Origin of the sequence: Micromonospora sp. MW-13, assembly GCF_003434305.1 — a bacterium.
In the GTDB taxonomy this organism is placed as follows: domain Bacteria; phylum Actinomycetota; class Actinomycetes; order Mycobacteriales; family Micromonosporaceae; genus Micromonospora.
Map to the genome: position 1 here is coordinate 46,352 of NZ_QKKX01000038.1, position 25,344 is coordinate 71,695.

A 25,344-nucleotide genomic window follows, 5' to 3' on the forward strand; every position below is an offset into this window, starting at 1 on the left:
TCTCACTATTGGCCGCATTTCGCAGATCGACCGATTCCCCCGGTCGTCAATCTTGACCGCCCCTTTACCCGGCGGTAACTTCGCGGTGCAGCGACCCGAACAGCACAACGCGCAGCCAATTCAGATCATCCCCATGATCCGCGGTGCGTTCTTCGCATTGTCGCGGACGAATCGATCTCGAAGAGGAGCCGTCATGTCGGACGACACCGTACCCATCGAGCCGGTCCCGCCCCAGGGCGGCGTGCGCTGGCGGCGGTTCGCGGCCAGCCTGGCCGTCGTCGGCGCCGGTGCCGCCGGCATGGTGGTGCTGACCGCCCAGGGGGTGCTCGGCGCGCAGTTCGCGATCTCCGGAATGCCCTTCGTGGTCACGGCCGACAAGCTGAGCGGGACCGGGTTCGAGCAGTTCGCCACCCTCGACCAGATGATCGAGGACAGCCCCAACGAGGGCGACACGGGCGGCCAGATCGTCGTGATCGTCTCAGCGGTCGACAGGGCCGAACTCACCAACCTGTGCCAGAGCATCAACCTCGGCGGCATGTACATGAAGCTCACCGCCGGCAACGACGGCAAGCCGGTCAGCGCCCGCACCCTGGTCGTGGACTCGGACGAGCTCTCCGGCAACGCCTCGTTCAAAAAGATCGACATCGGCCAGGACGCCAGCACGCTGGACCAGGTGCCCGGGGTGCGGGGCAACCCGGGAGTCTTCGGCCAGCAGGCCGACACGGTGACCATCACCGACCTGCGGCAGAACAACTACGCCACCACGGCGGCGGTCTTCACCCTGCCGAACCTGCGGATGCGGTTCACCTCCGAAGGGTGCTGAGATGGCCGACGGGGACGCCCCGGCACACGCCGGCCGGGCGACGGGGCCACCGGCGCGGCTGACCGGCGCGGGGCCGGGGGCGACGCGGCGGCGGTGGCGGGCCTGGCGGCGCAGCCGCCCCTTCTGGGGCGGGCTGCTGGTCGCCCTCGGCGGCGCCGAGATCCTGGTGACCCTGCGCGCCCCGCTGCCGGTGATCCTGCACATCGGGCCCCAGGGGCTGGCCGGCTACCTCGGGCCGGTCATCCTGCTGCTGTGCGGCGTGCTGCTGGTGGCCCACCCGCCCCAGCGGGTCTTCTACGCGCTGGTCTCCCTGGTGCTCGCCCTGGTCTCCTGGCTGACCTCCAACCTGGGCGGGTTCTTCGTCGGGATGCTGCTCGCGCTGGTGGGCGGCTGCCTGGCGTTCGCCTGGACCCCGGTCAGGAAGCCCCGCCCCGGCACCGCCCCGGCGACCCACCCCACCACGCCGCTGCCCGCCCCCGTGGCCGACGGGCGGCACCGGCGGGAGGTCGACCAGACGTAGTCGCGCCGCCGGGCGGCCGGCAGAACACCGGCGAGCGGGCCGGCCGGGACGGCTTTCCCGGGGACGCCGACCCCCGCGCCGTCCGGTGCGTAACCTGTGCCCTGATCGGGGTGGCCCTGCGGAACAGACCGGCCCCGCCGGGACGGGAGAAGCATGACCGACGTGCCCACACCAGGACGGGAGCCGTACGTACTGGGCCTGGTGGCTCATCCGCGCAACGACGTCAGCGAGTCGGTCGCCACGGTGACGCGGGCCGCCGCGCGTCACGGCTCACCCGTCGTGGCCCGCCCGAGCGACGCCGCCCGGCTGGGCGACGGCGTGCTGGCCATGGACGACCACGAGTTCGTCGAACGCGTCGACGCCGTGATCAGCCTCGGCGGGGACGGCACCATGCTCGGCGCCATGCGCCTGATGGCGGGGCGGCAGACCCCCGTGCTCGGCGTCAACCACGGCAACCTCGGGTTCCTCATCGAGGTCTCCCCGGCGCAACTGCCCGCGGCACTCGACGAGATGGTCAACGGCCGGTTCAGCCTCGAACCACACTGCTGCCTGGAGGTCGAGGGCGACGCGGGACCGACGACCGCGTTCAACGACATCGTGCTCGCCGGCGAACACCCGGGGACGACGGCGAACCTGGACTTGGAGATCAACGACGTCCGCCACGGCTACTACCGCTGCGACGCGGTGGTCGCGTGCACACCCACCGGTTCGACCGCCTACAACTACGCCGCCGGGGGCCCGATCATCTCCCCGTCGACCCCCGCGATCGGGCTGACCCCGGTCGCGCCCATGTCGGGCATCAGCCGCACCATCGTCCTCGGCGGCGAGGACGTCGTCACGCTCCGCAACCCCTCCGAGCGGGCGGCCCTGCGGATGTCCCTCGACGGCGCGGCCGTCCGCCGGGTCGAGCCCCGGGGCCACGTGACCCTGCGGCTGCGGCCGGACGTCGTCAACGTGGTCCGGTTCGACCCCGCCGCCCTCGGCCAGCGCAACCGCGTCAAGCTCAGCCTCCTCGACCTTCCACTGCGCCCGGACCAACTGCTCGAACTCGTGCCCGAGCACCTGCGCGAGCGGGCCAGGCAGCTACGGCGCGAGGGAACTCTCCTGAGCTAACCGGCGGCGGGGGTGGACTACCCGGCGGCGGTGTCCCGGACCGCCTCGGCGAAGACCTCGGAGCGGTGCTCGAAGTTGCGGAACCGCCCGTAGCTGGGCGCGGCCGGGGAGAGCAGCACCACCCCGTCGGCCGGGGTCAGCTCCCGGGCCCGGCGCACGGCGGCGACCAGGTCCTCGACCACCTCGGTACGCACCTGCGGCAGCCCGGCGAGGGCGCCCACGATCCGCTCCCCGCTGTCCGGGATGCCGAGCACGGTCAGCTCCCGCTCGGCCAGGTGATCGCGCAGCGGCGTGTAGTCCAGCCCCCGGTCGGTGCCCCCGACGATCACCGTCAACGGCCGCCCCTCGTACGCGTCGATCGCGTGCATCGCCGCGTACGGGCTGGTGGCCAGGGTGTCGTCGACGAAGGTCAACCCGGACGGGTCGGCGATCTCGGTGAGCCGGTGGGCCAGCCCCTGGAACCCGGCGACCGCCACCGCGAGGGTGTCCTTGCGGGCCACCACGTCCACGCCGAGGGCGTCGAGCACGGCCAGGGCGACGCACAGGTTGCCCTCGTTGTGCCGGCCCACCAGGGGCAGCACGGCGCGCGGGAACAGCGGCCGGTCGGCGAGGTGGAACCAGGGCGCGCCGTCCGGGCCGGGGGCCACCTGGGTGGTGTCCGGGGAGCCCGCCCGCACGGCCGGCCGGTCGCCCAGCTCGGCGAGGAGCCGCGGGTCGGCGCCGTTGACCACCACGGTCTCCGGGCCGTGCGCCAGCAGGTTGAGCTTGTCCCGGTAGTACTCCCGCTCGCCGCCGTGCGCGTCCAGGTGCTCGGGGAAGAGCGCGGTGACCACCGCCACCCGGGGCGAGTCGGTCAGGTCGGTGCACTGGTAGCTGGACAGCTCCAGCACGTACCGGTCGGCCTCGGGCAGGTCGAGCAGCGGCACCCCGATGTTGCCGCCGAAGACGTTCGGCCGGTCGACCGCGGTGAGCAGGTGGCTGATCAGGCTGGACGTGGTGGACTTGCCCTTGCTGCCGGTCACCCCGACGGTGCGCCGGGCGTGGTCGGCCATCCACAGTGCGCTGCCCTGGGTGACGGTGGCCCCCCGGCGGCGCAGCTCGACCATCCACGGGTGGGTGTTCGGCACCCCGGGCGAGCGGACCACCACGTCGGCGGCGGCCAGCCGGGCGAAGCCCTCCTCGCCGGTGACCAGCGGGGCCGCCTCGGCCAGCGGGCCGTCCCACGGCAGGGCGAGGAAGTTGGCGCTGTCGTCCACGGCGACCAGGCCGGCCGGGCCGTGCGCGGCGATCGCGGTCACCGCCGCCCGGCCCTCCCGACCGGTCCCCCAGACGGCGACGGTACGTCCGCGCAGGTCAGACAGTCGCACAGGTGTTCTCCTCGGGCTGGGGGTCGGTCGGCGGCCCGGTCCGGCGCAGCCGGACACGGCCGGACGAACCAGGGCCTAGTATGGCGTGTGCCCAACGAGCAGCTCCGGCGGATGGACGCCTTCACCTTCCCGTCCTACTCGATCGACCTCGCCACCGGCGAGGCGTTGTTCGACTACGCTCTGACCGGTCCGCGCGGCGAGCAGCGGTTCACCGAAGTGATCACCCTGCCGCTGCCGGCCGAACCGCCCTCGGACGAGACGGTGGCCACCCTGGGGCGCGTCCTGGAGCTGCTGCACGTCGTCGCCGGGGTCAGCTACTACAAGGCCGCCGCGCCGCCCCGGCTGGTGCTGCCGGCGCCGCTCGGCCCGGCCGCCGCCGAGCTGGTCACCGCCGTCTACACCAAGGGCCTCGCCGAGTACGCGTACCGCAACCAGCTCCCGCACGTGCTGGAGCTGGCCCCGGAGGTCCCGCCGGGCTCGGTGTCACCCGCCCGCGAGTACGACAACTCCGACCTGCGCCCGCTGTCAGCCGTCGGCGGCGGCAAGGACTCCATCGTCAGCCTGGAGGCGCTGCGCCGGGCCGGCCTCGACCCGGTGCCGTTCTCGGTGAACCCGAACCACGTCATCGTCTCGGTCAACGAGGCGTCCGGGCTGGCCCCCCTGGCCGCCCGGCGGCGGCTCGACCCGGTGCTGTTCGACCTCAACGCGGCCGGCGCACGCAACGGCCACATCCCGGTCACCGCGATCAACTCGCTGATCGCGGTCGCCACGGCGGTGCTCAACGGCCTCGGCCCGGTGGTGATGTCCAACGAGCGGTCCGCGTCCGACCCGAACCTGGTCTGGAACGGGCACGAGATCAACCACCAGTGGTCCAAGGGGGTCGAGGCGGAGGCGCTGCTGCGGGCGGCGCTGGCCGAGCACGCGGGGCTCACCGAGCCGTACTTCTCGCTGCTGCGGTCACTGTCCGAGCTGCACATCGCCCGGCTGTTCGCCGCGATCGACCGGTACGACGACGTGGTGACGAGCTGCAACGCCGCGTTCAAGCTGCGCGACGCGAGCGAGCGGTGGTGCCGCGACTGCCCGAAGTGCCGGTTCGTCTTCCTGGCCATGGCGCCGTTCATGCCGCGCGAGCGGATCATCCACATCTTCGGCGGGGACCTGCTGGCCGACGAGGCCCAGATCCCCGGGTACCGGGAGCTGCTGGGCGTGGACGGGCACAAGCCGTTCGAGTGCGTCGGCGAGGTCGAGGAGTCGGTGGTGGCGCTCAGCCTGCTGGCCGAGCAGGACCAGTGGCGCGCCGCCCCGGTGGTCCGCGCCCTGGTCGACGCGGTCCCGGAGACCGCCTGGTCGGCGGCGGCCAACTCGGACGTCTTCACTCCCGGCGGCCCCAACCACATCCCCCCGCCCTACGCCAAGTCCCTAACCGCGCTAACCTGACCCACCCCAACCCCCGGGCCCCGGCCCCTGGCGGGTCAGGGGGTGCGGACGGCGTCCAGGGCGAGCAGGGCGACGTGCAGCGAGAGGCATGCCTCCACGGAGTCGAGGTCGACGTCGAGGACGCGGGCGATGCGGGCCAGCCGCTCGTAGAAGGCGGGCCGGGACAGGTGCGCCGCGGCGGCCCCGGCCGACTTGTTCCGGCCCTGCTCCAGGTACGCCCGCAGGGTGCCGAGCAACTGCTCCCGGGGGTGCCGGGCGTCGTACGCCAGCAGGGCGCCCAGCTCACGCTCCACGAACGTCTGCAACCGCGGCTCGTCCCGCAGCAGGTGCAGCAGACCGGCCAGCCCGACGTGCGGCAGCCGGTAGATCGGCAGGTCCCGGCGGTCCCGGCGGGCCGCGTCGGCGACCTGCCGCGCCTCGACCAGCGAGCGACGGGCCTCCCGCAGGCTGCCCACCCCGGACCCGGCGGCGACGATCACCGCAGCCGGGCCGGCCGCGGTCCGGGCCGCCGGAGTCGGGCCGGGCCACGCCGGGGCGGGGGGACCTCCCGACCGGCCGGACCCGCCACCGGCGGCGCTGCGGGCCGGCGCGGAGTCGGGCGGCCGGGGCGGGCCGGCGTCCACCCGGTTGCGCCGCAGCGCGGCGGCGAACGCGTTCAGCGCCCGCTCCTCGGCCGCCGGGTCGGGCAGGGCCAGCAGCACGCCGACGGCCTGGTCGTCGACGGCGCTGCTCAGCCCGGTCAGCTTCGCCTCGCGCAGGGCCTGCCCGACCGCCTCGGACAGGTCCCGCAGCCGGGCCGGGCCGGCCTCCGGGTCGACCGGGCCGGGCTCGCCCGGCGCGCCCCCTTCGGCGGCCGGCTCGTCGGCCCGGTACCGCACCACCACGCCGACCAGGTGCCGGCGTTCCAGCGCCACCCCGAGCGCCCGGGCCCGCAGGGCCACCTCGTCGACCGGGCGGGAGTGGTCCAGCAGGGCGGTGAGCAGGGTCCGGTGGATCTGCCGCTCCAGCCCCTCGGCGTCGCGCCGGATCAGCCGGCCCAGCGCGAGCGCGGAGGCGGCCCGCTCGACGAGGATGGTCAGCCGGGTCGGCAGCGCGCCCGGCGGCGGGGCGGGGTGCCCCGGGTCCGGGTCCGACACCCCGTCGGGGACCGGCGTGGGGGTGGCCAGCTCGCCGCCGCCGGGCCAGCGCAGCAGCAGCCGACCCCAGTCCTGCCCCCGGGCCCCGACGGTGGTCACCAGCCAGCCGCTGTCCGGGTCGTACGCGGTGCGCCCGGCCGGGCTGATCCGCCGCGAGTGCTGCTCCCAGCCGTCCAGCAGCAGCTCGGCGCTCTCCCCCGCCGGGTCGTACGCGAGCACCTGGCGGGACAGGTTCTCCAGCACCACCGGGCAGCCGGACAGCTCGGCGGCCTGCCGGACCACCTCCGCCGGGCCGGCGCCCTCGACCGACAGCTCGGTGAACCGCTGGTGGATCTCCTCGGTCGCCCGCAGCTCGGTGAGCTGGGCGTCGACGATCAGCGCGTGCACGGCCTCGGTCACCCGGACGAACGGGGTGGCCCGGCGCAGCTCCACCAGCGGCAGACCGCGCCGCTCGGCGGCGGCGGCCATCACCCGGGGCACGCCGCTGACGTACCGGCGGCCCAGCTCGACCACCAGACCGGAGACCCCGACGTCGGCCAGCGCGCCGATGAACGCGCGCAGGCCGACGTCGTCGGCGGGCAGCCCGATGCCGGTGGTGAGCACCAACTCGCCGCCGCGCAGCAGGGTGGCGATGTCCGGCACCTCGGCCACGTGCACCCAGCGCACCGGCCGGTCCAGGCCGGCCTCCCCGGCGACCAGGCGGGGCGCGCCATGGCGGACCGGGTCCAGCGCGAGGACCTCACGGACGGTAGGAAACACGGGCGACACGCTACCGTCCGTGACGTCAATTCCGCACCGGCCCGCGCCGGCTCAGTCTCGGGCCCGCGCCCAGTTGAGGCAGCGCTCGTGCAGGTTGACGACGCGTTCGGGGTTGAGCTGGACGAGCTGGGCACGGGCCTCGGCCATCAGCCCGCTCAGGTAGATCAGCAGGCCGGTGCGGTCGCCCCGGTACTCCACCAGCAGGCCGAGCCGGGCCGGCTGGCAGGGCCACTCCGCGCCGCAGTTGCGGCACCGCCAGAGCGGGCGCATCGGTACGTGCGGGATCATCCGGTGCGTCATCGGCTCATCCGCAGGGCGATGGCGCGGGCCTCCTCGTGGCTCAGCGGCAGCCACCAGAGGAACCGCCGCACCACGTCGATCGGGTCGGGGCCGCCCGGCCGGCCGCGAAGGTCGCGGATCGCGGTGGTGATCAGGGTCGAGACCACCGGAAGCAGGTCGCGCGTCGCGAGGTTCGGCATCGCCCGCAGCTCGAGGCAGGGCCAGGGCTCCGCGCATCCCCGGCACCGCCAGTCGGGCGAGCCCGCCGCGTGGCCGGCGACCTGGACTGTCGTCGTCACGAGAGACGGCCTCTGTTCGCCCGCCACTACGGGGTCAGACCCCCGCCATGCCCCGGGTTTCCGCGCCGCCATCGGCCGGCTCGGCGGGAGCGACGACTCCGGCGGGAGCGACGACTCCGGCGGCCGGCGCATCGGCTCCGGCGGGCGCATCAGCTCCCGGTGGCGCGCGCCCGGCACGCGTCTGGGCAGGACGGGCAGCACCGCGAACACCCGCTGGTACCAGGGAACACACACGTCGGCCTCCATCGGCAGGGACGGGCCGCACGGAAGCGGGGCGGCCCGGAGGGCAGGACCCGCCCGAGCCCTCTCTGGCGACGGGCGGGTCCGCCTGCGTGACAGTCTGGTGAGTACGCGACTACCGTCGGAAAGCATTCAGCCCGGTCGTGGCCACACGTCGACGGCGGTGCGCCAAGCCGGATTCCCGAGTGGATCTCACGTGACCTTTGTGGAGGAACTGTGGAGGAAGCGACCACCGACCTGATTCGCACCCAGCTTCGCCGGCTGCGGATGAACGCCGGCCTGAGCCAGGAGGAGTTCGGCCGACTGGTGCACTACTCGGCGTCGCTGGTGTCCGCCGTGGAGACCGGCACCCGCCCGCTCGACCGGGTGTTCCTCGCCCGCGCGGACGAGGCGCTCAAGTCCGGCGACCTGCTCGTGGCGCTGCTCCGGATCGCCGAGCGGGACCGGGAGCCCTCGTGGTTCAAGCCGTGGCTGGAGGCCGAACGCGCCGCCAGGCAGCTCCGGTACTTCAACCCAGCTCTGATTCCCGGCCTGTTCCAGACGGAGAACTACGCCCGCGCCGTGCTGCGCTTCAACGACACCTTCTCCGAGGCCGAGGTCGAGCGGAAGTTGGCCGCGCGGCTGGCCCGGCAGGACGTCCTGACCCGGGAGGACCCGCCGCAGCTCGTCGTGGTCCTGGACGAGTCGGTGCTGAGCCGGACGGCCGAGGGGCTGAGCGGGATCATGGTGGAGCAGATCGGCCGGCTGATCGAGCTGGCCGAGCTGCCGCACGTCCACATCCACCTTGTCCCCAGGACCACCGGCCTGCACATCGGGTCGTCGGGCCCGTTCGCGCTGGCCCGCTCCGCCGACGGCGGGTGGGTCGGGCACCTGGAGCACCAGCTCGGCGGGGCCGTGGTCGACGACGAGGACGGGGTGGCTGCCCTCCTGGCGAGGTGGGAGAATGTCCGGACCGAGGCGCTGCCCCGCCGGCAGTCCATCGACCTGATGAAGGAAGTGCAGGCTCACCATGAACCTCAGTGACGCCACGTGGCGCAAGTCCACCCGCAGCGGGTCGAGCGGCGGCGAATGCGTCGAGGTCGCCGACAACCTGCCCGGCGTCGTCGCCATCCGCGACAGCAAGGACCCGGCAGGCCCGGCGCTCACCTTCGACCCGGCCGCCTGGACGGCGTTCCTCGGCCTCGCCAAGCGCGCCTGACCGACACCGACCCGAAGACCCTCGCGCCGAAGGTCTTCGTCGTCTTTCCGTACGGCGGCCTGGATCCTGTTCAACGACCCCAGTCCCGCTTGCCCTCTGCACGACCCTCGAACCGTCAAGCGAGTAGCCGCCCAGGAGACGATCTTGCACAGCAAAGTGAAGGAAAACCCGACTGTTGATCTTTAGAGCCCCAGGTCAGCAAGTCTGCTCCCCGCGCACGCGGGGGTGATCCGGTGTGCGCGGAAAAGTGGCTAGAGGAAAGGGGCTGCTCCCCGCGCACGCGGGGGTGATCCGGTCGTCCTGGCGTCCCTGGTCGGCGTCTTCGTCTGCTCCCCGCGCACGCGGGGGTGATCCAGACACGCATGTGGACCGACAATGGCGAGCCGACTGCTCCCCGCGCACGCGGGGGTGATCCCACCGGGCACGCAAGGACACCCGCGTTGTACCGCTGCTCCCCGCGCACGCGGGGGTGATCCGGCCGGGCATCGGCATGAGGTGCGGTACCGCTGCTGCTCCCCGCGCACGCGGGGGTGATCCCAGCGCGCTGGTGGGTACGCGCAGGGCGCGGGCCTGCTCCCCGCGCACGCGGGGATGATCCGCACACCCGGGACACCTCACGCAAGGAGTGTCCCTGCTCCCCGCGCACGCGGGGGTGATCCTCAAGGCAGGCATGACGCCGCCGAGCGATGGCGGCTGCTCCCCGCGTCGGGAAAGAAGAAGCTGGAACGGCCATGGTCGCCACAGCAGATTTCGGTATGGCAACGAAGACGGCACCCGATGTGTTTGCGGCGGCCTCGCGACCGGACTTCCTCACTGTGGCTGAAAGCCTGGCCGTGGCCGCCGACGATGCCGGAAAGGAGAGCACTCACTCCTTCCACTCCTAACGTATAGCGCACCGGGGGGCTTGCGGCAAGACCCGGGGCGTGCCGCAGAATCGCTGGCCGAGGCCAGGAACTGGGGAAATGGGAGCCGCGAAATGCGAGTGTTGTTGTCGACGTATGACTCGCGCGGGTGGGTCGAACCGCTGGCGGGCCTCGCGGTGCGGTTGCGGGCAGCCGGCGCGGAGGTGCTGGTGTGCGCGCCGCCCGGCGGGGAGTTCACGAAACGGCTGGCCGGCGTCGGCGTGGCGGTCGGCCGAGAAAGGCCGCCGGTGACCGCGTGAACCACGCGGAACCGTCGAGCCGGGACCCGGAACAAAAGAATCGGCGCGCAATGGGTTGCGAGCGACCCCAGATCGGAGCGGATGACGTGAACTCCCCGACTACCAGCGTGTTCGACATTCCTGACCGCCTCTCCCCCAAGGCCGACCCGACGCTGATCGCGCGCGACGAGCACCATTTCGCGGCCATCGCGGAGAGCCTCGAACGGTTGTCCGCCGACCTGTCCGACCGCCTCGACGCCGCGCGCAGGGCACCCGGCGGCAAAGGCCGGCAGGCGGTGGACCGGGACACGGAGGTCCGCCGGCTGACGGCTCGCCTCCGCACGCTGGGTCGCTTCGGGGTGGACCTGTGCCTCGGTCGCATGGTCAGCGCGGACAACCCCGAGCCCGTGTACGTCGGGCGACGTGGCCTCACCGACAGCGCGGGTCGTCGGTTGTTGCTCGACTGGCGCTCTCCTGCGGCTGAGCCGTTCTTCGGAGCGACCCATGCCAATCCGATGGGTCTGGCGAGTCGCCGCAGGTATCGCTGGACCCTCGGGCGGATCAGCGACTACTGGGATGAGGTGTTCGCCTCGGACGGGCTTGAGGGGCACGCCGCGCTCGACGACCAGTCCGCCTTCATCGCCAGCCTGGGCGGCAGCCGGTCGGCCCGGATGCGGGACGTGCTAGGCACGATCCAGGCCGACCAGGATGCCATCATCCGCGCGGGATCCCGCGGCGCTCTCGTCGTGGACGGTGGCCCGGGTACGGGGAAGACCGTCGTCGCCCTGCACCGCACCGCCTACCTCCTCTACTCCGATCCTCGCCTCGGTCAACGCCAGGGCGGCGTGCTGTTCGTCGGTCCGCACCAGCCCTACCTGGCCTACGTCGCCGACGTCCTGCCCAGCCTCGGAGAGGAGGAGGTGCAGACCTGCACCCTGCGGGACCTCGTCGCCGAGGGAGCTGCGGCAACCGTCGAGACCGACCCGACCGTGGCCCTCCTGAAGTCGTCCGCGGGCCTGGTGGAGGCGATCGAGGCGGCCGTCAGGTTCTACGAGGAGCCGCCGGCCGAACCGATGACGGTCACGACCGACGCGTCCGACATCGGGCTGAGCGCCGACGACTGGGCCGAGGCGTTCGGGGCGCCGGGGCCCGGTGCCCCGCACAACGAGGCGCGCGACGAGGTCTGGGAGGAACTGCTCACGATCCTGACGGACAAGTACGACGGCGACGAGCCGGATGACCTGGTCCGCAGGTCGCTGCTGCGGAACAGGGAGCTGCGCACGGCCTTCAACCGCGCCTGGCCGCTGCTCGACCCGGCCGACCTTGTCGGGGACCTGTGGTCGGTGCCCGCCTACCTGCGCAGGTGCGCTCCCTGGCTCAGCCCCGACGAGGTCCGCAAGCTACAGCGCGGCGACGCCCGGGCATGGACGGTGTCCGACCTGCCGCTCCTGGACGCGGCACGGCGGCGGCTCGGCGATCCGGAGGCGTCAGGGCGTAAGCGTCGACATGATGCCGCCATCGCCACCGAACGCGCGCGGATGGCCACGGTCGTCGACGAGCTGATCGAGGCCCACGCCTATGACGACGGTGAAGGTGTGCTGTCGAGCCTGCGCCAACTGGATCTCCAGGATGCCCTGGTCGACGAGGCCGCGCTGCCCGGCACCGATCCGGACCTGCTCGCCGGCCCGTTCGCGCACATCGTCGTGGACGAGGCTCAGGAACTGACCGACGCCGAGTGGCAGATGCTGCTGCTCCGCTGCCCGTCCCGGAGCTTCACCATCGTCGGGGACCGCGCCCAGGCCAGGCACGGGTTCACGGAGTCGTGGCAGGAACGGCTCGAACGGATCGGGCTCGCCCGGATCAACCTGGCCTCCCTGAGCGTCAACTACCGGACGCCGGAGGAGGTCATGGCGGAAGCCGAGCCGGTGATCCGGGCCGCGCTGCCGGACGCCAACGTGCCGACCTCCATCCGCAGCGGCGGCGTCCCCGTCATACACGGATCGGTCGCGGATCTGGGGTCGGTCCTGGACGCCTGGCTCGCCGCGCATGCCGACGGGATCGCCTGCGTCATCGGCGCTCCCACGTTCCGGGCGACGTCCCGGGTCCGGTCGCTGACCCCGGAACTGTCGAAGGGGCTCGAATTCGACCTGGTCGTCCTCGTCGACCCCGCGACGTTCGGCGACGGCATCGAAGGAGCGGTCGACCGCTATGTCGCGATGACCCGGGCGACCCAGCAGCTCGTCGTCCTCACGAGCTGCTGACGCCGGGATGCCCGTACCGGGAGGGCGACCGGCGGACGCGTACGGCCGGTCGGCGACGACGGCCGCGTTCGGGGCACGGCGATGGGCACGTGCCTGCCCGGCGAGCGTGGGGTTGCGGGGCAGGCCGCCCCGCAACCCCGCGGCTCTCAGTGTGCGGGTTGGTGTTCCGGCGTCGAGTCGCTGAGCGGGTGGGCGATCTCGTCCCGATGCAGGCCGGCGGCGACGATGGCGACGGCTGCCAGCGCGAGGGGCGCAAGCCCAGCGACGGAGAACAGAACGCCGGCCGACAGGTGCTCGGACAGGACACCGACGAGGGCGATCGACAGGGGCATGAAGGCGATGGAGATGAGGAAGTCCAGGCTCGCGATCCGGCCGATCATGTCGAGGGGGACGCGTTGCTGGAGCAGCGTCCCCCAGATGACCATACCGACGCCGGTGAGTGCTCCGTTGACGAACAGGGCGGCACCGATGGCCCAGAGCGAGCCCGTGACGGCCAGTGCGAGGATCGGAAGGCAGCCGAGTGCCCAACTTCCGATCATCGTGGTGAGGTAGCGGCGTGGCATGGTGATCGAGCCGGCGACGAGGGAGCCCACGAGGCCACCGACGCCCAGCGCGGCGACGAGGAGTCCGTAGGCGGAAGCGCCGTCGGCGTGCTGATTGCGGAGGGTGGCCGGGAGAATCACCTGGACAGGTCCGCTGACGACGAGTCCCATGACAGACGCGAAGGCGACGCTGGCGAGGATCCACGGGGTGCGGACGGCGTAGCGGAACCCGCTGACGAAGTCGTGGAGAGGATGTGCGCGTTCCGCGCCGCGGGTGACGGCGTCGGTGGGGAGGGCGAGCGAGCACAGCAGGGCGAGGCCGCACGCGGCGGCGATGAGGGCGGCACCGGCGCCGGGGACGACGGCGCCGATGACGGCGCCGACGGCAGCGGGGGCCAGTGCCTGCTGGACGGTGGGCCGGGTGGCGCCCTCCAGTCCGTTGACGGCCATCAGGTCCCCGGTAGGCACGACGTGGGGCACCAGGGCGGTGTAGGCGGGGAAGAGGAAGGCGGCCGTCGCGCCCATGACGAAGGCGGAGACGCTGAGCTGCCACAGGTGGACGTTCCCGGTGAACGAGAGGATCGCGATCACGAGGGCTGTCGCCAGGTTGAGGGTCAGCACGCCGACCAGGATCAGCTTCTTGGGCATGCGGTCCGCGACGACACCGCCGACGAGGGACATGGCGAGGAGCCCGATGCCGGTCCAGGTCACCACCGAGGACAGTGCGGACGCGGTGGCGTCGAGAGCCAGTGCTTCCAGGACGAGGTAGATGCTCCAGGCCCCGCTGGCGAACAGTTCGAGCACCATGGCCGCGAACAGGAGCCGGTAGTTGCGGTGTCGCAGCGGGGCGAGGACGGAGACGCGAGGACGCGTGGTGGTCATGACAGGTCCTTGCCGTCGGCGGAGAGCGGCAGGGTGGGCCATGCCGCGAGGTCGGTGAGCAGCTGACGGTCGTGGGTGGCGACGACGACCGCCGCTGGCGTCCTGAGCAGGGCGACGGTCAGCTCGTCGACCAGGGGCGCCGACAGGTGGTTGGTGGGTTCGTCGAGGATCAGCAGGTCAGGCAGCTCGGCCAGCCGCAGCGCGAGGGCCAGCCTGCGTTGCTGCCCCTGGGACATTCGCCCGACGGGGGTACGAAGGGCCTCCCCGTCGAGCAGGTTGGTCGCGGTCAGGGGCAGGACGTCCCGGTCGCCGAGCTGTCCCGCGGACCGGAGCCGGCCGACGTGCTGGTCGTACAACTCGTGGGCGAGCACGGTCGCCGGCCAGTCCGGGACTTCCTGCCCGAGGTGGGCCACGCGTGCCCGGGAGAGGTGCCGGACCTCCCCCGTCGACGGTTCGAGGTCTTCCGCCAGTACCGCGAGCAGTGTCGACTTGCCCGCCCCGTTCGGGCCGGTCACCAGCAGGCGGTCCCCGCCGTCGAGGGTGCACGTGACGGGTCGGTGGAGACGCCCGGTCACGGTGACGTCATGGCAGCGCAGGATGGGCAGTCCGGGACGGGTGCCGACGTCGGGCCAGCGCAGTGGCAGTGGCGGCTCCGGCACGGTTATCCGGTGCGCGTCGAGCGCCTCCTGCCGGCGGCGGAGCGCCTGGACGAGACCAGGGGCGCGGGACTGGCGCTGGTGTTTGCCGTGTCCCTTCTCCGGGCGCCAACCAGTGCTGAGTCGGCCCTGTGCCTCGTGCACCGCGCCGGCCAGCCGCTGTTGTTCGGCCTGTTGCGCCTCGTAGTCCCGGACCCAGCGCCCGCGGTCACGCAGACGCCCGTCCTGCCAGCCGGCGTACCCGCCGGCGAACAGGCGCGGTCGTCCGTCCGCACTCGGGTCGAGGTCCAGGAACTCCGCGGCCACGTCCCTGAGCAGGGCACGGTCGTGGGTCACGAGCACCACCCCGCCCGGGTGCTCACGCAGCCGTGCGGTGAGGAACGCCAGGCCGTCGGCGTCGAGATGATTGGTCGGCTCGTCCAGCATCAGCAGGTCGTAGCGGGCCCCCAGGAGGCACGCCAGGCGGACCCGGTAGCGCTGACCGACCGACAACGTCGACAGCGCACGCCCCCGGTCGGTACAGGCATCGAGTCCGGCCAACGCCATGTCGACCCGGCGCTCGGCGTCCCAGGCGTCCAGCCGGGTCGCCGCGTCGAGCGCGGTGGAGTACGCGGTGTCCGCGCCCGCCCTGCCCTCGGTCATCGCGGTCGCGGCGTCGTCGAGCGCCCGCAGGGCGCGCTGGGACTCCTGTGTCGCACCCGCGAGGAGGGTGCCCACCGTCTCGCCGCCGCGCGCTTCCAGGGCCTGCCGGGCAACGCCGATCGTGCCGATCCGTTCCACCGTGCCCTGGTCGGGCGAGAGTATGCCGGCCAGCACGTGGAGCAACGTCGTCTTGCCGCGGCCGTTCTCGCCGACGAAGGCCAGGCGGGCGGTGGCGGAGACGGTCACGCTGACACCGGACAGCACCACCCGTCCGCCCAGCACGACGCGTACGCCGTCAGCCCGGACATGTGCCCGGTCCCCGGCCGGCAGCCGGCCGTTCCAGGTGAGGTCAGGCCCCGCAGTCAGGTTCTGCGATGACGCTTGTTCAAGATTTTTCACTCTGCGCTCTTCGGCTCGTCATGGAGCCGGGCAGCACAAGGAGACCGCCCGGCGGGAACGCCAGGACGGCGGAGCAGAGCTACATCAGAGGAAGTCGGTCAACCCTGCCGCCGTCAGCGGAGGGACCAGGGCTTCATCATGCCGATACCTGAGTACATGTCGAGAACCATATCCGACGAGCCGGGTGCTCAAAAGCCGCGAGCCAGGGTTCCATGATGCGGCCGGCTCGGGCTGGCCAGCCCGATGGCTACCTTCTCGGCTCGTACCGCATCGCCACCGCCCCCGAGCCGAACTCCAGCCGGCTCACGAGCTTCAAGTCGACATGCTTCGATAGCCCCGCGAACAACGTCGGCCCGTGGCCCGCGAGCCTGGGCTGCACCACGAACTCGTACTCATCGATCAACCCCAGCTCCGTCAACGCCAGCGGGAGCTTCACGCCTCCCACGAACAGTCCCTTGCCCGACTCCCGCTTGAGCTTTTGAACGGCCTTGCCCAGATCCCCGCGCACGAGTTCCGCGTTCCAATCGACCCGCTCCAGGGTGCTCGACACGACGTACTTCTTTGCCGCGTTGATCGTCTGGGCGAAGGGTTCCGTCCAATCAGGTCTCGCTCCCGTCGGGGCTGACGGCCGCCACGCTGATTCCATCATTTCGTAAGTCACCCGGCCAAAGAGAAGCGCATCGGCCTGGTCGAGGTTCCCGACGTGGTGACGATGCAAGTCTTCGTCCGCGGGAATCGCACGATGAGGGCCTGTTCCCCTCCACCTCGGGCGAGGTGGAGGCGAACAGGCCCGGGCAGGACTACCGCCAATGTCAGCGCTCCGGTGCGGCGGCCGTCCGCACGGTGGGGCTGTCCGGCCGACCCCGGCCGGGTCGCCGGTACGGCACGGTCAGCCCTTCACCGTCAGGATGGGCTGGAGTTCGGCGACGGGCCGGGCGACGTCCGCTCGATGGAGGCTGTTGACGACCGGGCCGACGTCCTTGTACGCCCACGGCGCTTCCTGTTTGAGGTCACGGCGCCAGGCATCGATGATGTCCCGGCGGGCGGCCACGGCCGGGTCGCGGTGGTTGAGCGGGGTGACGACCCGGAACTCCCGGAGGAAGGCGTCCAGTTCGGCGTCGCTGCCACGGGCCGCCGCGCCGCGGGGAACCCGACGGCCAGCGCCGTGGCAGGCGCTACTCAGTGCGCGGGGTTCGCCGAGCCCGCGGAGCAGGTAGCTGGGTGCGCCCATGGAGCCGGGCACGATGACCGGCTCGCCCCACAGCTCGGGGCCCCGGTGCGCATGGCCGATGATTCCTCCCGCCGGGGTGGCACCCTTGCGGTGCAAGACGGTGCCGTCGTCGCCGGGCCAGAGCAGGTTATGCGGCGCGTCGTAGATCAGCCGAGCACCGGTCTCGCCGACCAAATCGGCAAGGCCGGCGCGCAGCATCAACGCCAGGAAGAACCGATTGCCGATGGCGAAGTTGGCCGCGTTGGCGAACGCGGTCAGGTACCGTTCCCGCCGCGACGCGCTCGGTTCGTCGAGCAGCAACGGCAGGATCCGGTTGTTCGGCATCGGTACACCGCGCGGCCAGGCTGCACGGGCCTGGTCCTGGCCGGTGGCGTTGGCCTGGTGCCCCAGCGACAGCGAGCCGCTGTGCACCATCAGCACCACCCGGCCGGGTACCAGGCCCCAGGCGTGCGCGGCCGCACCGTCATGGATGGCCGACACGTACTGCACTTCGGCGAAGTGATTGCCGCCGCCGACACTGCCGATCACGCTGTCGTAGCTCGTCCCGCCACCGCTGCTGATCCAGTCACGGAACCCGGACGCGGACGTGACCGGGAAGCCTGTCGCGTGGAGCCGTCCACTGAGGTCGGTCGTGTCATCCGGGCGGACCTGCCGCCACGCGCCGTCGGCGTCGGTCGGGACACCACTGTCGAGCAACCCAGGCAGCCCGTCGCGGAGCAATCCTTCGCGTTGCGTCGCGGTCAGGCCGATGCGGCGCCCGCCTTCGAAGAACAGGTGACGCAGCCGCCGCTCGAGTGTGTCCAGGTGTGGGCGCAGCCGGTCGACGGTGACCTCGGTGACCTCGACCCGCATCCCGCAGTTGATGTCGTTGCCGACCGCCTGCGGGATGAGCGCGCCGACCGTGTGCAGCACGGTGCCGATCGGGATACCGGCGCCCTTGTGGAAGTCCGGGGTGCACACCACCCGGTCGATGCGGGGTTCCACATCGAGGCCGGGCGTGGCCTTGGCCAACGCCCGCAACGTACTGGCGGTGTCCAGCACGGTGAGCAGTTCGTCGATCGCCGCGGATTCCAGCGGCACCTCGGGACCGGCGCAGATCTCCACCGGTACGTTCGCGGGGTTGGGCAGGGTGAGCCAGGAGTCGTCGGTGCGGACTAAACGGGGGTCTGGCCGCTGCGCAACGGGCATGGGGAAACCTTTCACATGCTGCCGAAAAAGGGGACGGGACACCGCCACGCGATCGTGGTCGCGTGGATCCGAGTCGAGCCGGAAGGTATCTGGTTGTGTGCCTGACGGTTCAGCAGCCGCGAGGTCGTGATCAGCATAGGCGGCAGCGGCCGCGACCCGCGAACCCTTTGTCAGCGCTGGCACCGCGGCGCTCGTCGGCCGTTTCGTCCGCACGCCCAGGGCGGAGTGCTGATCGAGGAGCCTGACTTCCAGGCGGAGAAATGTGGCCTGGCTGGAGGGTGACGCGGGGCAAGGCCTTGCGTTGTCGTGGGTGCGGTTTCCGGTCGGCGGGGAACGGTGGCCCAGGCGGAACTGTGGGCGGCGGCCGACGACGTGGGGGGCGGCGCCTATGGAGCTGAGTCGTTCACGTCATCACCGTCGGTCGGGCCACCACCGTTCGCGGTTACCACCACCCCGTCGGGTCGTGGCTGGCGGTCGCCGATGGCGGCGGGCGTGGCCGATGTCGTATTCGACTCAGCTCCATAGGCGCCGGAAGACACACCTGCTGTACAGCAGCGCCCACGTCCAGGAACCCCAGACTCCCTGACCAAAGCACTCCCGCCCGACATTCGCCACCACTGCGGGTGCCGAGAACGTGTCGGGCAGACTGTCTCCCCACGCATAGGGCTGTGGGGGCGGTAGCCGGTGAGTAGAAGGATCCGGCAAAGCGCTGCGGCGGGCGATCGTGGCGCTGTTCTCGTCGAGTTCGGTCACGTCACGGCGGTCAGCATCGAGACGATCCGACGTGTCCCGCACGAACGTGGGATGTCGTGGCAGGCTCTACTGATCCCGTCCCGAGGCGTCGCTCAGTCGACGCCGAGCTCCATCGCGGCGCGGTCGAGTGCCTCGTCGTCGGCGGAGGAGACGCCCCGGGAGGCGATGGCTTCCGCGCCGCCCTGTGGCATCGCACCGATCAGCCCGGTCGAGGCTGCCTGTGCAGCGCCGACCATCCGTGCAGGGGTCGGGCCGCCGACCATGCCAAGGGTGGCGTACTGCTCCAGCTTCGCCCGCGAGTCGGCGATGTCCAGGTTGCGCATGGTGAGCTGGCCGATCCGGTCCGACGGGCCGAACGCCGAGTCCTCGGTACGCTCCATCGACAGCTTGTCCGGGTGGTAGCTGAACGCCGGGCCGGTAGTGTCCAGGATCGAGTAGTCCTCGCCCCGGCGCAGCCGCAACGTCACCTCGCCGGTGACCGCCGTGCCGACCCAGCGCTGCAACGACTCGCGCAGCATCAGCGCCTGCGGGTCCAGCCAGCGCCCCTCGTACATCAGCCGACCGAGGCGGCGGCCCTCGTTGTGGTAGTTCGCCAGGGTGTCCTCGTTGTGGATGGCGTTGACCAGCCGTTCGTACGCGGCGTGCAGCAGCGCCATGCCGGGCGCCTCGTAGATGCCCCGGCTCTTGGCCTCGATGATCCGGTTCTCGATCTGGTCCGACATGCCCAGGCCGTGCCGGCCGCCGATGGCGTTGGCCTCCAGCACCAGATCGACGGGGCTGCCGAACTCCTTACCGTTGATCGTCACCGGACGACCCTGGTCGAAGCCGATCGTGACATCCTCGGTCGGGATCTCCACCGACGGGTCCCAGAACCGGACTCCCATGATCGGGTTGACCGTCTCGATGCCGGTGTCGAGGTGCTCCAGGGTCTTCGCCTCGTGCGTGGCGCCCCAGATGTTGGCGTCGGTGGAGTACGCCTTCTCGGCGCTGTCCCGGTACGGCAGGCCGCGTTCGAGCAGCCACTCCGACATCTCCTTACGCCCACCCAGTTCGGTGACGAAGTCGGTGTCGAGCCACGGCTTGTAGATGCGTAGCTGCGGGTTGGCCAGCAGGCCGTACCGGTAGAACCGCTCGATGTCGTTGCCCTTGAAGGTCGAGCCGTCGCCCCAGATCTGGACGTCGTCCGAGATCATCGCCCGCACCAGCAGGGTCCCCGTCACGGCCCGGCCCAGCGGGGTGGTGTTGAAGTACGCCCGCCCGCCCGAGCGGATGTGGAAGGCCCCGCAGGTCAACGCTGCCAGGCCCTCCTCGACCAGGGCGGCGCGGCAGTCGACCAGGCGGGCGACCTCGGCGCCGTAGCTGAGCGCGCGACCGGGCACCGAGACGATGTCGGGCTCGTCGTATTGGCCGATGTCAGCGGTGTAGGCGCAGGGAACGGCGCCCTTGTCGCGCATCCAGGCGACCGCGACCGAGGTGTCGAGGCCGCCGGAGAAGGCGATGCCGACACGCTCGCCGGTGGGCAGGGAGGTGAGAACCTTGGACACGAGGAAAATTATGCACTAGGCCGCATCATCATGCAAACCGAAGTGCTCGGCTGGACCGGCGTCAGCCCGGTGGGTCGTCGCGACCCAGTTCCCAGAACGCCACCGCCGCAGCGGCGGCGACGTTCAACGAGTCCACTCCGCGCCGCATCGGGATGACCACCCGTACGTCGCTGGCGGACTGGGCCGCCGCGGTGAGGCCGGGACCCTCGGCTCCCAGCAGCAGCGCTGCCCGCTCGCGCTGCGCCGGAGTCAACCGCTGGATCGGTACGGCGTCCGGAGCCGGCGTCATGGCAAGCACGGTGAAGCCCGCTTCCCGCACCTGGTCCAAACCCGCAGGCCAGCGATCGAGCTTGGCGTACGGAACCGCGAAGACCTCCCCCATGCTGACCCGCACGCTGCGCCGGTAGAGCGGGTCGGCGCAGGACGGCGACAGCAGCACCGCGTCGATGCCGAGCGCGGCGGCCCCCCGGAAAACCGCGCCGAGGTTGGTGTGGTTGTTGACGTCCTCCAGGATCACCACCCGCCGGGCGGCGGCGAGCACCTCGGCGGCGGCTGGCAGCGGCTTGCGCCGGAACGAGGCGAGCACCCCCCGGTGCACGTGGAAGCCGGTGGCCCGCTCCAGCACGTCCGGGGTGGCCGCGTACACCGGGGCGTCGCCGGTGTCGAGGTCGGCGAGCTGGTCGGCCCGCTTGGCGTCGACCAGGAACGACCGGGCGGGGTACCCGGCCCGCAGCGCCCGGCGCAGCACCAGCTCCCCCTCGGCGATGAACAGGCCGTGCGGCGGCTCCCACCGGGTGCGCAGCTCCACGTCGGTCAGGGCGCGGTAGTCGGCGATCCGGTCGTCGTCGGGGTCGGTGATCTGGTGGACGGGCACCCGGCGATTCTGCCGGACCGCGCCGCCGGCGCCGCACACCGGTAGGGTGCCGGCCGGTCGTGGTGCCCGGCGACGGCGACCCCGACGAGGTGGCCGCCGCGCTGGATCGGGCGGTCGCGCCACTGTTCGCCGGACGGGCCGGGCGGTGCTGACGGCGGGCCGGGCGGCGCGCCTCAGCCTCGGCCGCGGTTGAGCCAGCGGAGCACGTCCGGCGGGAGGTTCTGGTCCTGCTGCCGGCGCTGCTGCTGCGGGGGGCTCGGCTGCGGGGCCGGGCGGTGCACCTCGCCGGCCAGCGCCCGGCTGGGCGGGGTGAAGTCGCGCACCGGCTGGCCGGCGACGGCGGTGCGGATGGTCCGGGCCACCGCGTCGATCACCCGCGCCTGCACGGCCGAGCCGACCGGGTCGCTCGGGTCGTCCGGGTTGGCGGCGATGCCGGCCACCGCGACCTGCGGGGTGAAGCCGACGAACGTCTCGGTGGCGTTCTTCTCCGAGCTACCGGTCTTGCCGGCCACCGGGCGGCCGACGATCCGGTCCACCGAGGTCGCCGTGCCGCCGTCGCACTGGCCGAACGTGGTCTGCTGGCCGACCGGGCAACGCGCCGCGTCGGTGGCCGCCCGGGCCACGTCGGCGTCGAGCACCTGGCGGCAGGACGGCTCGCCGACCGGGACCGGGTCCCCGTCGGCGGTGGTCACCGAGACCACCGGCAGCGGGGCGCAGTACGTCCCCTCGGCGGCCACGGTCGCGTACGCGTTCGCGAGGTCGAGCGGGGTGGTGGCGGCCACGCCGAGGGTGAACGAGCCCCAGTTGGCCGCGTTGTCCTTCGCGAAGGCGGCGTCGGCGTCGGCCCGGAACGTGATGCCGAGGCGCTGGGCCATCTCCACCACCTTCGCCGGGCCGACCTGTTCGGCGAGCCAGACGAAGTACGTGTTCACCGAGCGGCCGAAGCCGTCCCACATGGTGCGGTAGCCGTCCATCCACTGCGGGTTGGCGTTCGCCGGGCACCATTTGCCGCCGCAGCTCGCCTCGCCCTCGGCGGCGTACCGGGTGGGCAGCCGGCTGGGCGCGTCGAAGCCGGTGGCGAGCTGCCTGCCGGACTCCAGGGCGGCGAGCATGGTGAACAGCTTGAACGTCGACCCGGCCTGGTACCCGTCGACGCCACCGCCACCGGAGACCAGCGGGTTGACGGTGTTGGGGCGGTTGACCTTCCCGTCCGGGTTGGGGTCCAGGCTGTAGTGCCGGTTGACCGCCATGGCCAGCACCCGGCCGGTGCCGGGCTGCACGGCCGCGATCGGCAGCGCGCGCTTGTTGTCGTACCCGTACACGGCGGTGGCCTGCTGCTGCGCCGTGGCCTGGAGCTTCGGGTCCAGGGAGGTGACCACGGTGTAGCCACCCCGGCGCAGCGCCTGCTCGCGCTCGGGGACGGTATCGCCGAAGGCGGGCTGGGTGAGCCACCACTGGCGCAGGTAGTCGCAGAAGAAGCCCCAGTCGTCGTGCCCCTGCGCCACGGCGGTGCAGCCGTTGGGCTGCCGGGTGGGGCTCAGCACCAGCTTCTCCGCCTTCGCCGCCGCGGCCTGCTCGGCGGTGACCGCGCCGGTGCCGGCCATCGCGTCGAGCACGTAGCCGCGCCGGGCCAGCGCCGCGTCGGCGTCACCGTCGATCGGGCTGTACGCGTCCGGCGACTGGACCAGGCCGGCGAGCAGGGCCGCCTCGGGCAGGGTCAGCTCGGCCGGGGACTTGGCGAAGTAGCGCTGGCTGGCCGCCGCGATGCCGTACGCGCCGGAGCCGAAGTACGCGATGTTGAGGTAGCGGTTGAGGATCTCGTCCTTGCTGAGCCGCTGCTCCAGCGCCGTGGCGTACCGGATCTCCTGGAGCTTGCGCCCGACGGTCTGCTCGGTGGCCGCCTGCCGCTCCTCGGCGGTGCGGTTCGGGTCGGTCTTGAGCACGTTGCGGACGTACTGCATGGTCAGCGTGGAGCCGCCCTGCTCGGTGCCGCCGCCGGTGACGTTGGCGACCAGGGCGCGGGCGAGGCCGCGCAGGTCGGCACCCCCGTGCGAGTAGAACCGCCGGTCCTCGGCCGCCACGATGGCCTGGCGCATCACCGGGGCGATCTCGGCCAGCGGCACGTCGGTGCGGTTGACGTCGTAGAACGTGGTGATCAGCGTCTCGCCGTCGTTGGCGTACAGGTACGACCGCTGTGGGGTGGTCGGGGTGCGCAGCGCCTCGGGCAGCGCGGCGTACGACCCGATCGCCGACTTCGCGGCGAACCCGAGCAGCAGGTTGCCCGGCAGCGCCGCGACCGCCAAGACCAGGCCGGCGAGCACGCCGGCGAGCAGCACGGTGAACAGCCGCGACAGCGGCGACCGGGGTGGCGGCATGAAGCCAAGGATTGCCATGAAAGCCGCGATCCGGCCAGCCCCGGGGCCGATTGTCAGGTAATTCACCGCGTCCTGCCAGGCGTTTCCCCACCTGGGCGGCAGGTTGCGGGACGAACCTCGCGACCGGCCCACGGGAGACCGGGTCAGCCGGCGGCGAGCGGCCCGCCGCCGGGCCCCGGGGTCGCGCCGCCGCCCGGGGCGGTGGCGGTGGCGACGCTGGCGCTGGCCGCGTCCCGGGCGATCGCGGCGGGTACCAGGCGGCCGGAGCGGTACCCGATGCCGATGCCGGCGATCAGCACGAAGATCGCCCCGAAGGTCTGCAACGACCCGATCAGCGCGCCGCCGATGCCGACCAGCGGGGCGGCGATCATCAGCATCGTTCCGTCGGCGATGCTGAACATGCCGGAGCGGGCCACCGCCCATCCGGTGAGGAACCAGCCGATCGTGTAGCAGGTGGCCCCGACCAGCACGAGCGTGCGGGCCGTGGTGCCGAAGACGGGCGCCTGCTCGGTCAGCCCGGCGAAGGGCAGCATGAGCACGGTGCCGGCGATGCTGACCAGCAGCCCGGCGGCGGCCACCCGGCGGCTTCGGGTGGCGGCGAGCAGGCCGGTCAGGGCCAGCAGGGCGAGCAGCCCGAGCCAGACGGCGGCGACCCAGCCGATCAGGTAGAGCTGCCCGCCGTCGGCCGGGTACGGGTCGTTGCCCACCCCGCCGTCGCTGGCCATCGCGACCACGCCGTACAGCACCGCGTACGCCGGCAGCAGCCACACGGCGGCGCGGCCGAAGCGGCGCAGCGACCAGGCCCAGGTGGCGTCGGTCGCGGGACGGGCGGGCGTCGGCTCGCCGACGAACGGCAGCACCCCGAACCCGCCCCCGGTGCGCCGGGTGCCGAGCGGCCCGGCCGGGTCGTGCGCCCCGGGCACCGGGGCACTGGAGAAAAGCCTGTCCGCAGGATCCTTCATGCGTCACCTCGCTGCGCTGGTCGGCGGAGCGGGACGCGCCGCGGCGCCCCGGCTCCTGGTCACCACCCGTCCTTCGGACCGATCGTGTCAGGTGCCGGAGCGCCGCATGAGGGTTATTCGCATTCCGGCCCGGGCCTCGCCCGGGCGGCCGTCAGCCCCGCTCGCGCTGGTCGGCCGGGTCGTTCAGCAGGCTCCCCGGGGACACCGGCTCGGGGGCCGGCAGCCCCTGCGGGCCCTTCCCGCCGGTGGCCTGCGCCTCGGCGACGCGTACCTCGTCGTGGATCTGCTGGGCGGCGGCGGCCGCGGCCCGGGCGGCCTCGGCGGCCTCCCGCTCCACCGCGCTCGCCCCGTCGGTGGCCTCCGGCGACGGCGCGTCGCCGACCATCTGGCTCAGCCCGCCCAGCGCGCCACCCATCCCCTCCAGGGCCTTGGTCAGCTCCGCCGGGACGATCCAGACCTTGTTGGCCGTGCCGTTGGCGATCTGCGGCAGCGCCTGGAGGTACTGGTAGGCGAGCACCTTCTGGCTCGGGTTGGCCTGGTGGATCGCGTCGAAGACCGTACGGATCGCCTTCGCCTGGCCCTCGGCCTGGAGGATCCGGGCCTGCCGGTCACCGTCGGCGCGCAGCACCGCGGACTGCTTCTCGCCCTCGGCGGTGAGGATCTGCGACTGCTTGTGCCCCTCGGCGTTCAGGATCGCCGCCCGGCGGTCCCGCTCGGCGCGCA

The 25,344-nt window shown here is 72.4% G+C and carries 21 protein-coding genes and 1 CRISPR repeat array; of the genes, 8 read left to right on the forward strand and 13 right to left on the reverse strand.

Annotated features, from left to right (window positions below; translation table 11 throughout):
* Positions 1-193 precede the first annotated feature (193 nt).
* The 3 genes from C5N14_RS19895 to C5N14_RS19905 all read left to right on the forward strand — a co-directional run bounded on the left by C5N14_RS19895 (position 194) and on the right by C5N14_RS19905 (position 2,456).
* Entirely contained in the window at positions 194-823 is a 630-nt protein-coding gene (locus C5N14_RS19895; protein ID WP_117669631.1) for a DUF6230 family protein, read from the forward strand.
* Between the two features lies 1 nt (position 824).
* Positions 825-1,343: a DUF6114 domain-containing protein gene (locus C5N14_RS19900; protein WP_243639812.1), complete on the forward strand. Its 519-nt coding sequence runs from the start codon at positions 825-827 to the stop codon at positions 1,341-1,343.
* 162 nt (positions 1,344-1,505) lie between these two features.
* Positions 1,506-2,456, forward strand: coding sequence for an NAD(+)/NADH kinase (locus C5N14_RS19905; protein ID WP_207892796.1), 951 nt, complete (start codon positions 1,506-1,508; stop codon positions 2,454-2,456).
* A gap of 17 nt (positions 2,457-2,473) precedes the next feature.
* Here the strand turns inward: C5N14_RS19905 and murD are convergent, their stop codons facing one another.
* Positions 2,474-3,823 (reverse strand): UDP-N-acetylmuramoyl-L-alanine--D-glutamate ligase, encoded by a 1,350-nt coding sequence (gene murD / locus C5N14_RS19910; RefSeq protein WP_117669633.1) that lies wholly within the window; start codon positions 3,821-3,823, stop codon positions 2,474-2,476.
* Positions 3,824-3,910: 87 nt separating this feature from the next.
* Here murD and C5N14_RS19915 point away from each other — a divergent pair, with 87 nt between their 5' ends.
* The gene (locus C5N14_RS19915; protein ID WP_117669634.1) at positions 3,911-5,260 is read left to right on the forward strand and encodes a hypothetical protein; all 1,350 of its coding nucleotides are present in this window, start codon (positions 3,911-3,913) and stop codon (positions 5,258-5,260) included.
* A 35-nt stretch (positions 5,261-5,295) separates the two neighbouring features.
* On the opposite strand, the gene C5N14_RS19920 is transcribed toward C5N14_RS19915, so the two are convergent.
* From C5N14_RS19920 to C5N14_RS33290, 3 genes are read right to left on the reverse strand one after another with little or no spacing between them, the layout of a single operon-like run.
* Positions 5,296-7,164, reverse strand: a complete 1,869-nt coding sequence (locus C5N14_RS19920) for a PucR family transcriptional regulator (RefSeq protein WP_117669635.1) — start codon at positions 7,162-7,164, stop codon at positions 5,296-5,298.
* 42 nt (positions 7,165-7,206) lie between these two features.
* Entirely contained in the window at positions 7,207-7,455 is a 249-nt protein-coding gene (locus tag C5N14_RS19925; RefSeq protein ID WP_117669636.1) for a flavin reductase, read from the reverse strand.
* Positions 7,452-7,634, reverse strand: a complete 183-nt coding sequence (locus tag C5N14_RS33290; RefSeq protein ID WP_243639813.1) for a hypothetical protein — start codon at positions 7,632-7,634, stop codon at positions 7,452-7,454. Before C5N14_RS33290 ends, C5N14_RS19925 begins: the two co-directional genes overlap by 4 nt.
* Before the next feature lie 555 nt (positions 7,635-8,189).
* On the opposite strand from C5N14_RS33290, the gene C5N14_RS19935 reads away from it, so the two are divergent.
* The 4 genes from C5N14_RS19935 (at position 8,190) to helR (ending at position 12,573) form a co-directional block, all read left to right on the forward strand.
* Positions 8,190-8,996: a helix-turn-helix transcriptional regulator gene (locus tag C5N14_RS19935; protein ID WP_117669637.1), complete on the forward strand. Its 807-nt coding sequence runs from the start codon at positions 8,190-8,192 to the stop codon at positions 8,994-8,996.
* On the forward strand, positions 8,983-9,171 hold the full coding sequence (locus C5N14_RS19940) for a DUF397 domain-containing protein (protein WP_117669638.1): 189 nt from the start codon (positions 8,983-8,985) through the stop codon (positions 9,169-9,171). Before C5N14_RS19935 ends, C5N14_RS19940 begins: the two co-directional genes overlap by 14 nt.
* A gap of 204 nt (positions 9,172-9,375) precedes the next feature.
* Positions 9,376-9,892: a CRISPR direct-repeat array (repeat unit 28 nt; unit sequence CTGCTCCCCGCGCACGCGGGGGTGATCC).
* A 255-nt stretch (positions 9,893-10,147) separates the two neighbouring features.
* On the forward strand, positions 10,148-10,333 hold the full coding sequence (locus C5N14_RS19945) for a hypothetical protein (RefSeq protein WP_207892797.1): 186 nt from the start codon (positions 10,148-10,150) through the stop codon (positions 10,331-10,333).
* Between the two features lie 50 nt (positions 10,334-10,383).
* Positions 10,384-12,573, forward strand: a complete 2,190-nt coding sequence (gene helR, locus C5N14_RS19950; RefSeq protein ID WP_207892798.1) for an RNA polymerase recycling motor ATPase HelR — start codon at positions 10,384-10,386, stop codon at positions 12,571-12,573.
* A gap of 146 nt (positions 12,574-12,719) precedes the next feature.
* On the opposite strand, the gene C5N14_RS19955 is transcribed toward helR, so the two are convergent.
* The 9 genes from C5N14_RS19955 to C5N14_RS20000 all read right to left on the reverse strand — a co-directional run.
* Positions 12,720-13,997, reverse strand: a complete 1,278-nt coding sequence (locus C5N14_RS19955; protein ID WP_117669640.1) for an MFS transporter — start codon at positions 13,995-13,997, stop codon at positions 12,720-12,722.
* Positions 13,994-15,577 carry an ATP-binding cassette domain-containing protein gene (locus C5N14_RS19960; protein WP_243639815.1) on the reverse strand — a complete coding sequence of 528 codons (1,584 nt, stop codon included), beginning with the start codon at positions 15,575-15,577 and terminating at the stop codon, positions 13,994-13,996. The genes C5N14_RS19955 and C5N14_RS19960 overlap by 4 nt, the downstream gene beginning before the upstream one ends.
* A 364-nt stretch (positions 15,578-15,941) precedes the next feature.
* Complete coding sequence (locus C5N14_RS19965; RefSeq protein WP_256371538.1) at positions 15,942-16,412, reverse strand: dihydrofolate reductase family protein; 471 nt, start codon at positions 16,410-16,412, stop codon at positions 15,942-15,944.
* A gap of 171 nt (positions 16,413-16,583) precedes the next feature.
* Positions 16,584-18,296: an RtcB family protein gene (locus tag C5N14_RS19970; RefSeq protein WP_128763611.1), complete on the reverse strand. Its 1,713-nt coding sequence runs from the start codon at positions 18,294-18,296 to the stop codon at positions 16,584-16,586.
* A gap of 662 nt (positions 18,297-18,958) precedes the next feature.
* On the reverse strand, positions 18,959-20,410 hold the full coding sequence (gene argG / locus C5N14_RS19980) for an argininosuccinate synthase (protein ID WP_117669643.1): 1,452 nt from the start codon (positions 20,408-20,410) through the stop codon (positions 18,959-18,961).
* Positions 20,411-20,471: 61 nt separating this feature from the next.
* A complete protein-coding gene (locus C5N14_RS19985; protein WP_243639823.1) occupies positions 20,472-21,323 on the reverse strand; it encodes an RNA methyltransferase in 852 nt (283 codons plus the stop codon).
* A 134-nt stretch (positions 21,324-21,457) separates the two neighbouring features.
* On the reverse strand, positions 21,458-23,725 hold the full coding sequence (locus tag C5N14_RS19990) for a transglycosylase domain-containing protein (protein ID WP_165878165.1): 2,268 nt from the start codon (positions 23,723-23,725) through the stop codon (positions 21,458-21,460).
* A gap of 77 nt (positions 23,726-23,802) precedes the next feature.
* Entirely contained in the window at positions 23,803-24,621 is an 819-nt protein-coding gene (locus tag C5N14_RS19995; RefSeq protein WP_117669645.1) for a hypothetical protein, read from the reverse strand.
* A 151-nt stretch (positions 24,622-24,772) separates the two neighbouring features.
* Positions 24,773-25,344, reverse strand: a 572-nt coding sequence (locus tag C5N14_RS20000) for an SPFH domain-containing protein (RefSeq protein WP_133305767.1), incomplete at its 5' end; no start/stop codon positions are given.